The organism is Pontibacter indicus, assembly GCF_900156345.1.
Lineage (GTDB): Bacteria > Bacteroidota > Bacteroidia > Cytophagales > Hymenobacteraceae > Pontibacter > Pontibacter indicus.
In genome coordinates, this window is record NZ_FTPP01000003.1 from 328,548 (window position 1) to 341,657 (window position 13,110).

At 51.2% G+C, this 13,110-nt stretch carries 13 protein-coding genes and 1 tRNA gene; 6 read left to right on the top strand and 8 right to left on the bottom strand.

The window, feature by feature from the left end; all coding sequences use genetic code 11:
- Nucleotides 1-131: 131 nt before the first annotated feature.
- The 3 genes from B0B12_RS16150 to B0B12_RS16160 form a co-directional block, all read right to left on the bottom strand.
- A complete protein-coding gene (locus B0B12_RS16150; protein ID WP_076670980.1) occupies nt 132-794 on the bottom strand; it encodes a YceI family protein in 663 nt (220 codons plus the stop codon).
- Nucleotides 795-1,130: 336 nt separating this feature from the next.
- On the bottom strand, nt 1,131-1,790 hold the full coding sequence (locus B0B12_RS16155) for a YceI family protein (protein WP_076670982.1): 660 nt from the start codon (nt 1,788-1,790) through the stop codon (nt 1,131-1,133).
- Between the two features lie 82 nt (nt 1,791-1,872).
- Complete coding sequence (locus B0B12_RS16160) at nt 1,873-2,328, bottom strand: MarR family winged helix-turn-helix transcriptional regulator (protein WP_076670984.1); 456 nt, start codon at nt 2,326-2,328, stop codon at nt 1,873-1,875.
- Between the two features lie 434 nt (nt 2,329-2,762).
- On the opposite strand from B0B12_RS16160, the gene B0B12_RS16165 reads away from it, so the two are divergent.
- From B0B12_RS16165 to B0B12_RS16175, 3 genes are all read left to right on the top strand, one after another.
- Nucleotides 2,763-3,770, top strand: coding sequence for a c-type cytochrome (locus B0B12_RS16165; protein WP_076670986.1), 1,008 nt, complete (start codon nt 2,763-2,765; stop codon nt 3,768-3,770).
- 101 nt (nt 3,771-3,871) lie between these two features.
- Nucleotides 3,872-4,375: a methylated-DNA--[protein]-cysteine S-methyltransferase gene (locus B0B12_RS16170; protein WP_076670988.1), complete on the top strand. Its 504-nt coding sequence runs from the start codon at nt 3,872-3,874 to the stop codon at nt 4,373-4,375.
- 97 nt (nt 4,376-4,472) lie between these two features.
- Nucleotides 4,473-4,904, top strand: coding sequence for an RDD family protein (locus B0B12_RS16175; protein ID WP_076670990.1), 432 nt, complete (start codon nt 4,473-4,475; stop codon nt 4,902-4,904).
- 3 nt (nt 4,905-4,907) lie between these two features.
- On the opposite strand, the gene B0B12_RS16180 is transcribed toward B0B12_RS16175, so the two are convergent.
- From B0B12_RS16180 to B0B12_RS16200, 5 genes are all read right to left on the bottom strand, one after another.
- Nucleotides 4,908-5,468, bottom strand: a complete 561-nt coding sequence (locus B0B12_RS16180) for a phosphoglycerate mutase family protein (RefSeq protein WP_076670992.1) — start codon at nt 5,466-5,468, stop codon at nt 4,908-4,910.
- A 77-nt stretch (nt 5,469-5,545) separates the two neighbouring features.
- A complete protein-coding gene (locus B0B12_RS16185; RefSeq protein WP_139337825.1) occupies nt 5,546-8,422 on the bottom strand; it encodes a tetratricopeptide repeat protein in 2,877 nt (958 codons plus the stop codon).
- Between the two features lie 190 nt (nt 8,423-8,612).
- Nucleotides 8,613-9,326 carry a phosphatase PAP2 family protein gene (locus tag B0B12_RS16190; protein WP_076670996.1) on the bottom strand — a complete coding sequence of 238 codons (714 nt, stop codon included), beginning with the start codon at nt 9,324-9,326 and terminating at the stop codon, nt 8,613-8,615.
- Nucleotides 9,327-10,101: 775 nt separating this feature from the next.
- Nucleotides 10,102-10,183, bottom strand: a tRNA-Leu gene (locus B0B12_RS16195).
- Nucleotides 10,184-10,307: 124 nt separating this feature from the next.
- On the bottom strand, nt 10,308-11,015 hold the full coding sequence (locus B0B12_RS16200; RefSeq protein WP_076670998.1) for a phosphatase PAP2 family protein: 708 nt from the start codon (nt 11,013-11,015) through the stop codon (nt 10,308-10,310).
- A 92-nt stretch (nt 11,016-11,107) separates the two neighbouring features.
- On the opposite strand from B0B12_RS16200, the gene thpR reads away from it, so the two are divergent.
- The 3 genes from thpR to B0B12_RS16215 all read left to right on the top strand — a co-directional run bounded on the left by thpR (nt 11,108) and on the right by B0B12_RS16215 (nt 13,079).
- Nucleotides 11,108-11,680: an RNA 2',3'-cyclic phosphodiesterase gene (thpR, locus tag B0B12_RS16205; protein WP_076671000.1), complete on the top strand. Its 573-nt coding sequence runs from the start codon at nt 11,108-11,110 to the stop codon at nt 11,678-11,680.
- Nucleotides 11,681-11,713: 33 nt separating this feature from the next.
- Nucleotides 11,714-12,205 carry a CinA family protein gene (locus B0B12_RS16210; RefSeq protein ID WP_076671002.1) on the top strand — a complete coding sequence of 164 codons (492 nt, stop codon included), beginning with the start codon at nt 11,714-11,716 and terminating at the stop codon, nt 12,203-12,205.
- A gap of 229 nt (nt 12,206-12,434) precedes the next feature.
- On the top strand, nt 12,435-13,079 hold the full coding sequence (locus B0B12_RS16215) for a class I SAM-dependent methyltransferase (protein WP_076671004.1): 645 nt from the start codon (nt 12,435-12,437) through the stop codon (nt 13,077-13,079).
- The last annotated feature ends 31 nt before the right edge of the window (nt 13,080-13,110 follow it).

A 13,110-nucleotide genomic window follows, 5' to 3' on the forward strand; every position in this document is an offset into this window, starting at 1 on the left:
AGGCTTTGAAATGATTCAGATCTCTCCTATCGTCGAGATGACAAATAGTAATGTTCCCAGCGAAAAACAAAAGCCCTCCCCTGAAAACAAGGGAGGGCTTGGGTAGGATATTCTTCCTATATGGATAATAATTACTGTTTTGCCGTAATATCCAGGCTAACGGTGAAGTTATCGTCGATCACTTTGTCACCCAGGTCATCGAAGAAGCTCTTAGAACCGTAGCGTACGTCGTATTTCGCGCGGTCAACGATCACATCGGCCTTCGCTGTAGCTGTACCATTCTCTACAGTGATCGTGGCTGGGAAGCTAACTGGGTTTGTTTTGCCTTTGATGGTCAGGTCGCCTGCTACGTTGTAGTTTGGCTGACCAGCAGCGGCGTCAGCAATCGGGCTGATGCTGTTGATTTTGAAGTTAGCAGTTGGATGCTGCTCTACGCCAAAGAAATCGTCAGACTTTAAGTGACCTACCAGGTCACTGTTATATTTAGCATCCTCGATGTCGGTGTTAGTGATAGAAGCCATGTCGATAGTAAACTCGCCACCTACTACCTGGTTATCTGCTACTACCAGCTCACCGCCCTGCAGGCTGATGTTACCAGAATGCTCGCCACCTACCTTTTTACCATTCCAGGTCAACTGGCTGGCAGCCGGATCAACGGCATAAGCGTCGCCCTCTGCTGTTGCAGGAGCTTCTGTAGTTACGGCAGTTGTGTTCTCAGTTGCAGTGTTGCTGTCAGCACAGGCAGTGAATAAAAGCGCTGCAGCCATAGAAGCAAGGATTGCTGTCTTTTTCATGTAATTCTGATTTAGATAATGATAGTTTTCTAATTTGAGATGCAAATCTAATGTATATACATTTATTGTACAAACATAGTTCAAGAAAATTGTTAGACTGTTGATTGTTGAAAATAAAAAAATTGTAAGGACAGGTCGTCACTTGTCCGAATCGTGCATGGGTAAATTGTCTGAATCAGGATTTAAGTAGTTTAAAATTATCAGGATTGGAGATGTGTACACTCAATTTTCATAATCCTGTTAATCCTTTAATCTTGTAAATCCTGATTCTGACAAACAAAAAGCCCTCCCCTATTTTTAGAGGAGGGCTTTTTGGAAAGTTATCTCAGCTATACCTTAGCTATTCGTCTGCTTGGCCTTCACGTTAAAGCTTACTGTGAACTCATCGTAGATCGCTTTATCGCCCAGGTTCTCGAAGAAGTTGCTGGAGCGGTAGCGGATGTCGTATTTGGTGCGGTCTACCGTCACATCAGCCTTGGCAGTGGCAACGCCGTCCTTCACGGTAATGGTGGCCGGGAAGCTTACCGGGTTGGTAATGCCTTTGATGGTCAGGTTACCTTTCACGTTGTAGTTAGGCTTTCCGGCAGCGGCTTTCGCAATCGGGGTTGCCTCCGTGATCACAAAACTAGCGCCTGGGTGCTTATCCACGCCGAAGAAGTCATCTGACTTCAGGTGACCAACCAGTTTGCCGTTCATGCCGGCATCTTTGATGTCCTCCACTGTGATCGAGCTCATGTCAAACTCGAAAGTGCCACCTGTCACGCGGTTCTTGTCCACCTGCAGCTGTCCACTCTTCATGGAAATTTTGCCATAGTGCTCGCCGGTCACTTTTTTGGCGTTCCAGTTCACTTCGCTGGCAGCGGTCTCTACAGCAAACGTACGCGCTTTAGCTGGAGCAGCCATTTCTGTAGCATTCAGATCGGTGTGAGAAGTGCCCGTGAAGGCAGATAGCATCAGCGCAGCTGCGAGTGATGCCAGAATAGCGGTTTTCTTCATATACTGAATTGTTGGTTTTGAGTTGGTAAGATAGTTTATTTTTAAATTGGTTTAATGGCCAGTGGCTGAATTGTTAAACTCTTCAGCTTCTATCCCTTATTTTATCTAACAGGTTACTCAGCTGCAGGGCCTCCTCGTCTGACAAATTGGTTATACCTGTCCCCTTCCCTCCTTCGAGACTATCCATCTGCTTGAGCAGGTTCAGGCCCTTTTCGGTGATCAGCACATCTACCGTGCGCCGGTCATTCGGACACTGCTGGCGGGTTACCAGTTCTTTGGCTACCAACTTGTCGACAATGCGTGAGGCGTTCGAGGTTTTGTCGAGCATACGCTCTATGAGCATGCTAACAGTGGCAGGCTTCGGGTATTGCCCACGCAGGATACGCAAAATGTTATACTGCGGTAAACTCAGGCCAAACGGCTTAAAACGAGCGCTCTGCTGCTGCTCTACCCACCCGGCAGTATAGACCAAATTGATATACGCTTTCTGGTGCGGACTCCTGAATGCCGATTGCTTTATTTCTTCTTCTATGTTCATATGATTTTTTTCACTTCTCTGGTTGTTTATAGCGATTGAGTATACCTATTACAAATTGTAAGCTTCTATGTCACCATTTATAAAGCAAAGGGCAAAAAGTTTATGTGCCTAACTGACATCTCTTCCCTTCCAGAAAATTGAACTCTAAAGTCCAGTTAAAACTATCTCTTCAAGAGGAGAACTAGCAGGTATACTTCTACCTCATTCCGAGGATAACCTAGACACCCCGCAAATATATGTACATACATTTAATACAACAACACAGTTCAAACTTATACTCAATTCTCAACCATCTTCACCTGCTCCTAATAGTGCTGCACTAATAATCGACCATAATTAGCACACTATAGATTGATTATGAAAATTTTTATTTTAAATATTACACTTTGAATTTCAATTAAGGCCTTACCCTATACCTTATACCGCTCACTATTATGAAAAAAGCACTTAGAATCATCGGTGGGCTGCTTGTGGCCCTGGTGGTAATCGTGGCAGCAGGGGTCGTATACCTGCGCTACACTTTCCCGAAGGTGGACGCAGCTCCTGCCATTACAGTTAAGAAGACACCGGAAATGATTGAGCGGGGCGCCTACCTGGCCAATCACGTGGCGGTGTGCATCGACTGCCACTCTACCCGCGACTTTTCCCGCTTTTCAGGACCGGTTATACCTGGTACGGAGGGCAAAGGGGGCGATGTATTTGACCATTCCATGGGTTTCCCGGGTGTTTTCTACGCCCGCAATATTACATCTGACCCCGAGACAGGTATAGGCAAGTGGACAGATGGTGAGGTGTACCGTGCCTTCGCGACCGGGGTTAGTCGTAACGGGGACCCGCTTTTCCCGGTCATGCCCTATAAGTCCTATGCTAATATGACGACTAACGATGCCTACGCCATTGTTGCCTACATCCGTTCACTTGACCCGATCAAGCACGAAGTACCCAAGTCAGAGCCCGATTTCCCGATGAATCTGATCCTGCGTACGATCCCGTCTGGCAAGCCAACTCCTACCGACGAGCGCACGCTAGACGATGAACTGGTGCGCGGCAAGTACCTGCTCACCATAGCTGCCTGCGCCGAATGCCACACACCACAGGAAAAGGGCGCGCCGATCGAAGGAAAATACCTGGCCGGTGGATTTGAGTTCAAAGCGCCGAACGGAGCCATTCTGCGTTCAGCCAACATCACACCTGACAAACAGACAGGTATAGGCAACTGGACAGAGGAAGCATTTGTGCAACGCTTCAAAAACTACGGCAAACCCGAAGTTACCACTGCGAAGTTGGCGCCGGATGCCTTCAACACCATCATGCCCTGGACCATGTATGCAGGCATGGAAGAAGCTGACCTGAAGGCGATTTACAAATACCTGATGTCTGTCGAGGCAAACTCCAACAAGGTGGAGCGCTACTCCCCATCCGCCGCCGTAGCCAGCAACTAGAGCAAACCTATACCTTTTTGACTTGGCAGATACTTTCAGGAGCCAGCTAGCGAAAGTGTGCGTACCCTTTGTTATATTTGAGGTATAGCCAAGCACAAAACATGGAGAGCCAGACTAACACCACATACCTACAAACACCCCTCGGGCCGCTTCGGATTAGTGGCACAAGCCAAGGTATAACAGAGGTCAGATTCTGCGATGAGGGAGAAGCGCTGCCCGCGCAAACGAACGATTTACCGGCTTGTGTCAGCACTTGTGTGCAGCAACTGGAGGAATATTTTGCAGGAACACGCCAGAATTTTGACTTAACGCTGGACCCTAGCGGTACGGCTTTTCAGAAGCAGGTATGGAAGGAGTTGCAAGGTATACCGCATGGCAAGACGACCAGTTATCTGGCGGTATCGAGGGCAGTTTCGGGCGAGAAGGCCATACGGGCTGTGGGTGCTGCAAACGGCCGTAACCCTATCTGCATAGTAGTACCTTGCCATAGAGTGATTGGTAGCGACGGCAGTCTGACTGGCTATGCGGGAGGGCTGTGGCGTAAAGAATGGCTGCTGCGGCATGAAGGGGCATTGAAAACAGCCATGCAAACATCTCTATTTTAAAAGTTCAAAAAATAAATAAAATACTGCAACATGTTAATCAGAGCGTAGTATAAAGAAATAGCAACCTGTATCAGGAAACTATTCTTTTACACTACCCATGCAATTGTCTTATCAAAAAGCGAAGCCCTTCTTACTTGAAGCCCAGGTGGACAGCCGGGTGCTCGCCTTTTGCCTGGATGCCCTTTTACTGCTCTCTATAATCGGTTTGATCGAGTACTTCACCATCAGCAGCAACGAGGCGGCACTGGTCTTCAAGTCAGAGCGTCTGCTACACATTCTGATGGGCTGGCTATACTTTGCCGGCACCGAAAGCGCCGCTTGCCAGGGTTCCATTGGCAAACATCTGCTGGGCCTTCGTGTAGTAGGAGAGGCAGGTGAGCGCATCTCGTTCAGGAGGGCCAGCCTCCGCTACCTGCTCAAGCCGGTCAGCATTTTTGTACTCCTTATGCAGGCCCTCACGGGAACAAGAGTTCCCTCCTATTCCCGCTTTTTTCACGACCGCATCTGCAAAACCAGGGTGTTGTCTTAGCGCCTAGGCACCAAATTCCGTCACTTCCACACTTGCCGTATTGTCCGGACGAATTGTGAGTTTGAACAAATAACGGTACTGTTCATCCGCAATCTCTTCGAAAGGCTTCGTGGCACCAAATGCCTCGATAATAGGCAGCAAGGTATTGGAATGTCCGGCCACCACAACGGTTTGTCCGCGGTGATTCTGTAGAATCTGCTCTTTCAAGCCATGAAAATCGTGCCCTTCGTACTGTACTACTTCAATGTTGCGCTCTCTGGCTAAGGGATAGAGTGTCTGGCCGGTACGCATGTATTTGGTGGCATACAAAGCATCTACTTTCTGTCCTTCCAACAAAGCCCGCAAGGCCTCCGCTCGCGCATGTCCCACCTCCGTCAGTTCCGGATCCTCGTTATTGTCATCGGTCGTGTCTTTTTCGGCGTGGCGCACCAGGTATACGGTGGTCACTTCCGTAGCCGTCTCTATCTCCTCGATCTGCTGATCAGAGGTAGCTGTACCAGAATTGCAGGCGCTGAAAACGCCCAGGAAGATAAGTAAGAAGCTGAATCGGAAGAGATTTTTCATGTAGTGAGGTTAGATGATTTAAATGTGGAAGTTAAGAAAATTGTCTGAATCGCTATATTGAGCCCGTACCTAAGGATTTACAACTTATACCCCAACTCCAGCCCTTCAGTAAGAAGTCGTTCAGCCTGGCTGTTTTTACCGTGCTGGTGCAGCAGGCTGACCAGGCTTTGACGGGCTTCATAGAGGTATGGGTTTTCGCGGAGGGCGGCTTCGTAGGCTTTCTGGGCACGCTTTGGCTCCTTCTCCGCTTCCCATATCTTGCCTGAGGCGAACAAAAAGTTGGCTAGTTCGGCTGGGGTAAGCTGAACGGGCTGTTTTTTGAGCTCATCCTGTGCTCGATTAGTATCACCCAGACCAGCGAATACCCTGGCCAGTAGGGTGGCCTCGCTGCGGGCGCGTACTTTGCCATTACTAATAGGCTCCAGCAACTGACGGGCAGCTTCTTGGTTGCCTAGCTGCAGCTGCCAGGCGGCCATGCGCACCATGTAGCCCGGGCGCGGAGTGCCTGCCGCTGTGAGAATACGTTGCGCTTCTGCCAACGTAGCAATAGCTTCATTATACTTGCCCTGCGTGGCCATCACCTCGGCATACTGCTGGCGCAGCTCATACTGCTGCGGTTTGCGGGCCACCAACGCTGCCAGGGTGCGCTCTGCCTCCTGCGAAGGAGCGGCTGTGCCACGCAGCCAGCTGGCGTAGGCCTGCGCCTCATCGCGGCGGTCACGAAGGTAGGTCGAGATCGTGGGGGCGTTCTGCACATAGCGTTCGCCCACGGCAATGGCATCCGAAATACGCCCATACATCGCATACATCTCCCGGAAAGCCTGGTTCATGCGGGCGCGGGTCAGCAGGTCATCCTCCAACAAAAGGGCCTGCTCATACCTGGACTGCTGCTCTTGCACAGCGCGTCGCGCCGTAAGCTGATTGGCCCTGCGTCGCGCCTCCAGCAGTTCTGCCTCGGCGGTGTAGATCGGTGCGTATTCCTTATTCACTTTCTGCGCACGCTGCAGCCATTGCTGCGCTTCGTCAAAGGCCAGCTGCCGTTGCTTCAAACCAGCATAAGCCAGCAGAGCGGGTTGATAATTGGCGTCCCAGGTGAGGGCAGAGTCAAGTAGTGCGGCGGCTCTCGGGTAGTTTTGAGCCCGGGTTTCGCGTTCGGCCAGGTTCAGGTATACCTGCGCCCAGTTGCTAGCCATGGCTTGTTTGTCGCCGGCGAGGTAAGCTTGCTGCCTTTTCACGAGCTTGTCCAGGAAGGTATACAGCTCTGGATCTTTTGCTTTCAGGTCGCCGGTCGTGTTGATGGACTTGTGGTTGAGCGGATGCACTTTCACGGGCTCAAAATAAGCCGGATAGGTCTGCGCCAGGTACTCGTGCTCGTTGTTGGCCGAATAATAGTCGAGCGTGCGGTTTTCCTTCATCGCATTCTGGTACAGACGGCGCACTTCTCGATTCTCGGCATCGGTGAACACTCGTCCGTGAAACTGGTGCACATATTCATGCAGCACCACGTTGCGCTCCAGGTATGAGCCACGCACCACGTACTCAATGGCCGCCGCACCGCTTCCCACCCCCCGTATGTCCATCCACTGACGATTGTCGAAGGTGGTAGCCTGCCGGAAGAAGGGAGAATTCATGGCAATGGCCAGGTCAATGTGCAGCGGCGGAATCACGAACTTCTCGCCCTGTCGCGACAGGAATGGAAAGTACACCGTGCTGGCGTACAGCTGCGACCAGACCATTTTCTTCACCGTCTCTCCCGGATAGTAGGTCACGTCCGGAAACACCCGGGCAAAATTCACCGGATCTTTGATCTCCGTCCGTTGGATCACCTGTGTGAGCGAATCGTAGGCGGCCAGGTATACGAGCTGCTTCTGTTTGATGACAGCGGCCAAAGCATTATGCGCCGGACCGTAGTGTTTCTTTTTGTGGAGGATGCGCTGAAAAATCACTTCCGCCGAATCGAGGCGCGGCTGTCGAGGCAGGTCGAATGCCATGTAGTAAGCAGACCCGCGCAGCATGTCGGGCAGCACTGAAGTGGGGTAAGCCTGTTGCACTTTGCGCACCTCGGTAAGTGCTTCCTGTAATTTATTTTGTGAGATTAATTGATCGACGGGCTGCAGGGCCTTGCGCACGGCCTCGTCTTCAGGCTGGGCATAGTCGGCGTACGTGAGGTTGGTGTGGCCGTTGCCCCAGTGCCAGTGCGTGACGTAGTGCAGCGGGTTGAGTTCAAGGGCCATTTCCCATTGCGCGGCCATAGCATTGAGCTGTGTGGCATCTACCCGGCGCCAGATGGCATAGCCGTAGTTGAAGCGGGCATCGGCATCAAACGGGTCGAGGGTCAGGCTTTTGAAAAGGGGTTTTTCGGCCTCTTCAGGTTTCTGGTCCCAGAACAGCACATCGGACTCCAGCAGGTAGGCAGCGGCATTGTTCGGGTTCCAACGCTGCACCTTCAGCGCCTGTGCCAAAGCCTCGTTATACTTCTTCTGCAGCATGAAAATGCGCCCTACCAGCAAAGCCGCCTCCTCATCTTTTGGATTGACACGCAGCAGTTTTTGAGCCGTAGCCATCGCCTTTGGCAGCTCCCAGGCCTGTATCTGCAACTTGCTTTGCAAGAGCAGGGCCATCCTGTTGGCAGGTTCCTGCTTCAGCACCTCTTCTACGAGCGCATCGGCTGCATGATACTCGTGCCGCAGCATCGCCAGCCGGGCTTTAGCTAATTTCACGGCAGGCGAAACGGGCGCTGATTTGAGTAATGATTCAGCTTCCTGCCACATCCCTAGGTCCAACATGTGATTCACTCGGTCGGATAATGGGCTTGTACCCGTTCTTCGAAGGGCACTTCGCTCCTTCTCCAACCTGGCTTTCACTTCGGCTATTTGGTCGGGCTGCTGGGCGAGGGCAGGTATAGCGACGAGCAACAAGGTATAGCAAAGGCAGGCAATCAGGAGGCGCGGCATAGTTTCAGTTTTGGAAAGGCGGTTGATCACCCTAAATTAAGTCACCTGATGCTCAAGACAAAGGAATTTGGGAAATTGTTGGTTGGTTGATTGTTGATGGTTGTTCGTGCACGATTCGGACAGGTCACGACCTGTCACTACGAGGGTGCGTCTATGCTGCGTAGCACCTCGACGTTAAGGTATAACCTCGCTACAAATTTCCCAACTCTCTTCTTGCTGAATTTTCCGACCTTCCGAAATACCACCGCTCTAGCTTTTTCATAAAATAGATGGCGAGCAGTAGCCAGATGATGCCCAGGGCGTAACCGGCCAACACATCGGTTGCGTAGTGCACGTTCAGGTAGATGCGGCTGTAACCGATGAGAAGCAGTAAGACCGTGAGAAGCAACACCCAGCACCAGCGCCAGAATGGATGCTTCACCTCCCGCCATACAATGTAGATGAGGAGTCCGTAAAATGAGCCGCCGATCATGGCATGTCCGCTGGGGAAACTTAGTCCGGATTGCTCGAGCATGGCCGTGACAGGCCGTGGTCGTTCGAAAAGCCGTTTGAGCAACTGGTTGAGCATGGTGCTGGTAAAAGCAATCACCAATACTTTCAAGGCATACCAGCGCATGTGCTGAAACCAGGCCATCACCAGCACGATAAGAGCAGGTGCCACCAAGAGATAATCGGCAGAGGCAAAAAAAGAGAAAAAGCGCATCAAGCGGGTCATCTCCGCCGAACGGTGCGTGGCGGCGTATTCAAACAGCGCATTGTCCAGATCGGTGTCCTGCTGGATGAAAACTTCATGCGCCATGAAGCTAAACACAACAACGCAGGCAAAAAACAACAGCCCTACCAACACTACTTCTGCCGACAACAGGGCCAACAGTTTCAGCAATTGCTTGGTCAGGCTTTTCATATCGCAAACATTTTGCTCACTTTACGAAAGAAGGGAAAGGTTAGGTGAGGTATAGGTGTTTGGGAAGGCCTTGCGGTGTTATTTAGAGAGCAGTGGCTGAATAGGTATAGCGGCATGGCGATGGCAGTCGGTTTAGACACTCGCGGGAGCTGCGCACATCGCGAGGTCTTCAGATATAGCTTGACAGAATTACGCCGTCATCCCCCTACCCCCTTCGAAGGGGGACTTTTCTGCCGCTGCCAGTACACAGGTATAGTTTCGTAGTTGATGTTAAAGACCACTGGCAGGTATAGCAAGACTAACTTGCACGCTCACGATGAAACAAGTAGCGGTGCCAGGTGCACCAAATGACACTCCACTGTTTGAGCGGTCAGCGAGTTTGGAGGGTCTTGACTTTTTTGCTTACTGGGGGTAGGGGCTCTCGATTTTTGTGTCAAGACAAAAAGTGAGTGCCCGCCGCACAGGCGAAAAGCCAGCTACGCAGTAGCATAGTTGCTATAACTGCAGTAGAGGCTGCTACAAGTTCCCCTTGCTATACCTATACTTGAACACGGGATGTGACATCCCCAGCAGGTTGCTTTCGGATCTGGAGATCCGAAAGAGCTTCTTTTTAGAGCGCTTTTTGTAGAATGCTGGTTTTATTTGCCCCTATACCTATACTTGGGCCAGAGGCCCCACGATAGTAGTCACGAGCGTGGACGCTCGCGCCATATTCAAAGAGGCCTAAAAACAAAAAAGCCGGCTTTGCAGCCGGCTTTTTTACATTTTGAATTTGTGCGCACGGGGAGAGTCGAACTCCCACGCCCGAAGGCACAGGCTTCTGAGACCTGCACGTCTACCAATTCCGCCACGTGCGCGCTGGTAGTAATCAAAATGTGTTTCCCAAAAACCCTTTAACCCTTGTTGATTGGGATTGCAAAGGTATAACAGAAATTATTATCTGCAATAGTCTACCCGAAAAAAAATTACGCTCACTAAAAATCACTCCTCCTCTACCACAGGAGCAATCTCCTTGCGGGTATATTTCTCGATGCGGCGCAGCAGCGAAATGCCAATGATAACCCACAGAATACCAGCGGCAAAACCCGCCACCACATCAGTCGCAAAATGCACGCGCAGGTAAATTCTGCTGAACCCGATGAGCAAAATAAAAATGACGAGCAGGGCCACTAAAAAATTTCGGAGGGGCTTCGACTCCACATGTTTCCAGGTGAGGTAGATGAGCAGACTGTAGAATGAGGCGGCTACCATGGAGTGGCCACTCGGAAAGCTCAGGCCGGAGGCATCGACCAAGGGCATGGTGGGGCGCTCCCTGTCGAAAAAGAACTTAAGCACCAGGTTGAGCGAGATACTGCCCAGTGCCACCACAGGCACTTTCAGCGAATACCACTTGTGTCGCCGCACGAACAGGAAATAAGCGATCAGCAACAGCCCGGCTGCCGTCATAAAGTGGCGGGACGCGAAGAAGGTGATGAACTCGATGAAATTGGTAAAGCCATCGCTGCGCATATCGGCGGCTACTGCAAAAGCCGCTTCGTCGAACTTCATTGGGCCAGAGGCCTCCACCACCTGGGCGCTTACATAAAGAAAGACCAGCACACAGGCCAGAAAAACCACCATCACGAAAACCAGTTCGAGGGTGAACAAGGCAAAGCCCGCTGCCAGCTTTTTATAGAAGTTTCGTATCATGCATGTTTGGGGTCTCGGTTCAAATGTTGGCTAAGTATACGCCTGACCTGTAATTACGTATGCAAAGCCATTGGGTAAAGACATGACAACGTATGGGCCAGACCACCAGACTCTTCATCGCAGCACCGCTTCCTGACGGGCTCAAGCAGTTTTTTACCGAGCAGGCCAGCAGGTATAAGAGCGATGCCATCAGGCAAGTTCCAACCGAGAACCTGCATCTGACGCTCTACTTTATCGGAAACGTACCGGCCAGTCAGCTGCCTGCTATCGAGGATGTGACCGCCCACATGGCGCAGCAGTTCGCGCCCTTTACGCTATACCTGGAGGCCATTGAGCCTGGCCCCAAGCCCCGGTCCCCGCGCCTGATCTGGGCCCGCTTTAAGAACCAGCCTGACTTTGCCCAACTAAGTCGTAGCCTCACACAAGCACTTTCGGATGAGCCGTCCCTCAACCGCGAGCCCAAACCGCACGTTACACTTGCCCGCTTTCGTAAGGACCGTCCGGTGCCTCACGACCTTGAAACCCATTACCCTGATGCCCCGATTACGCTGCAGGTAAACGAGATAGCAGTCTGGCATTCAGAACTGGGTTCACCTCACCCCCGCTATTGCATTCTGCAGCGCTATCCGCTCACAGGCAACCACCCAGACGGCAAAACAGTATGAGAATCACCCTTAATTTGAAGCAAACAAGACTCTATGAATCAAACGGAGCTTACTGAACTGAACATGATGCTGAAAGACAATGGCCTGACCGTTGCCTTTGCGGAGAGTTGCACGGCCGGCATGCTGTCATCTGAACTGGTAAAAGCCAAAGGCAGCAGCGATGTGCTGATCGGCAGCATGGTGGTATACAATGTAGAAGCCAAGAAGAAACTCCTGGGTGTGAAAGTGGACACGCTCGACCTCTACACGGCCGAATCGCAGCAGGTAACCAACGAGATGGTGATGGGCCTGAAAAAAGCGCTGAACGCCGACATCAGCGTGGCTACCACAGGCCTCGCGGGCGCTGGAGGTTCCGAAACATCCGAAAAGCCGGTGGGCACGATCTTCGTTTCCTTTCTCTATGATGGCAAGGCAGAGGAGTTCCGGGAAGTGTTTAAAGGCAACAGCCTGAGCCTGCTCAAGCAGTTCACCGATTATGTGCTCGAAAAGCTGAAAGGGATTGTAGAGGAGCATTATAGTCGCTGATCTTTATGACGAACTATGGGGTTTACTACTCTTGTCATTTCGACCAGAGGGAGAAATCTGGAACAATAGTAGTATGTTAGTACCTTCGATCTTGAATTTTGTCATTCAATGGATTCCGGTTCGGATGGATTTTGCCACTCAACTGGTAAGAGAAAAAAATAGTTAGAAACACTCCAGATTTCTCACTAGCGTTTGAAATAACATAACCGATAGGGCCTGACGCAAATCCGTGCACAACACCAACTTTAACCGAATCGCCCCCGTCTACGATAGCCTTTCACGGCTGGTGTTTGGTAACTCGCTTCGGCGTGCACAGACAACACATCTAGCGCTTATACCTGAACAGGCCAAGGTGCTGCTGATCGGAGGAGGCTCCGGCTGGCTGCTGGAGCAGTTGCTGAATTGCCGTCCCTTAGTAAAAGTCACCTACCTGGAGGTTTCTTCCAACATGTTGCAACTAGCCCGGCGGCGTATTGAGCAGCGTACACCAAAAGCGCTTACAGGTATAGATTTCCGTCTAGGAGATGAAAACAGCCTGCAGCCCGACGAAACATTTGACATCATCCTCACTCCCTTCCTGCTCGATCTTTTTCCGGAGGAGCGGCTAAACTACCTGATGAACCGGTTAAACGCTGCATTGCGTCTGCAAGGGCTTTGGCTTTTCAGTGATTTCTGGCCAGCACAGACGCCGGCGCCCGTTTGGCAGCGCCTGCTGCTCAAAAGCATGTATACCTTTTTCGGTTCGGTAAGTAATGTAGAGGCCATCAGACTACCTGACTTTAACGCTCACTTTGCCAGGCAACCGCTGTTTTTAGAGGCTTCTGCCAGCTTTTACAGCGGTCTGGTGCAGGCCAGAGCCTACCGGAAGGTATAGCCGCTTTGCGCGACAGCTATAAAATTCCTAC

Coding starts and splice junctions, on each gene's coding strand:
- B0B12_RS16150 (WP_076670980.1), bottom strand. CDS start 794: ATGAAAAAGACAGCAATCCTTGCTTCTATGGCTGCAGCGCTTTTATTC.
- B0B12_RS16155 (WP_076670982.1), bottom strand. CDS start 1,790: ATGAAGAAAACCGCTATTCTGGCATCACTCGCAGCTGCGCTGATGCTA.
- B0B12_RS16160 (WP_076670984.1), bottom strand. CDS start 2,328: ATGAACATAGAAGAAGAAATAAAGCAATCGGCATTCAGGAGTCCGCAC.
- B0B12_RS16165 (WP_076670986.1), top strand. CDS start 2,763: ATGAAAAAAGCACTTAGAATCATCGGTGGGCTGCTTGTGGCCCTGGTG.
- B0B12_RS16170 (WP_076670988.1), top strand. CDS start 3,872: ATGGAGAGCCAGACTAACACCACATACCTACAAACACCCCTCGGGCCG.
- B0B12_RS16175 (WP_076670990.1), top strand. CDS start 4,473: ATGCAATTGTCTTATCAAAAAGCGAAGCCCTTCTTACTTGAAGCCCAG.
- B0B12_RS16180 (WP_076670992.1), bottom strand. CDS start 5,468: ATGAAAAATCTCTTCCGATTCAGCTTCTTACTTATCTTCCTGGGCGTT.
- B0B12_RS16185 (WP_139337825.1), bottom strand. CDS start 8,422: ATGCCGCGCCTCCTGATTGCCTGCCTTTGCTATACCTTGTTGCTCGTC.
- B0B12_RS16190 (WP_076670996.1), bottom strand. CDS start 9,326: ATGAAAAGCCTGACCAAGCAATTGCTGAAACTGTTGGCCCTGTTGTCG.
- B0B12_RS16200 (WP_076670998.1), bottom strand. CDS start 11,015: ATGATACGAAACTTCTATAAAAAGCTGGCAGCGGGCTTTGCCTTGTTC.
- thpR (WP_076671000.1), top strand. CDS start 11,108: ATGGGCCAGACCACCAGACTCTTCATCGCAGCACCGCTTCCTGACGGG.
- B0B12_RS16210 (WP_076671002.1), top strand. CDS start 11,714: ATGAATCAAACGGAGCTTACTGAACTGAACATGATGCTGAAAGACAAT.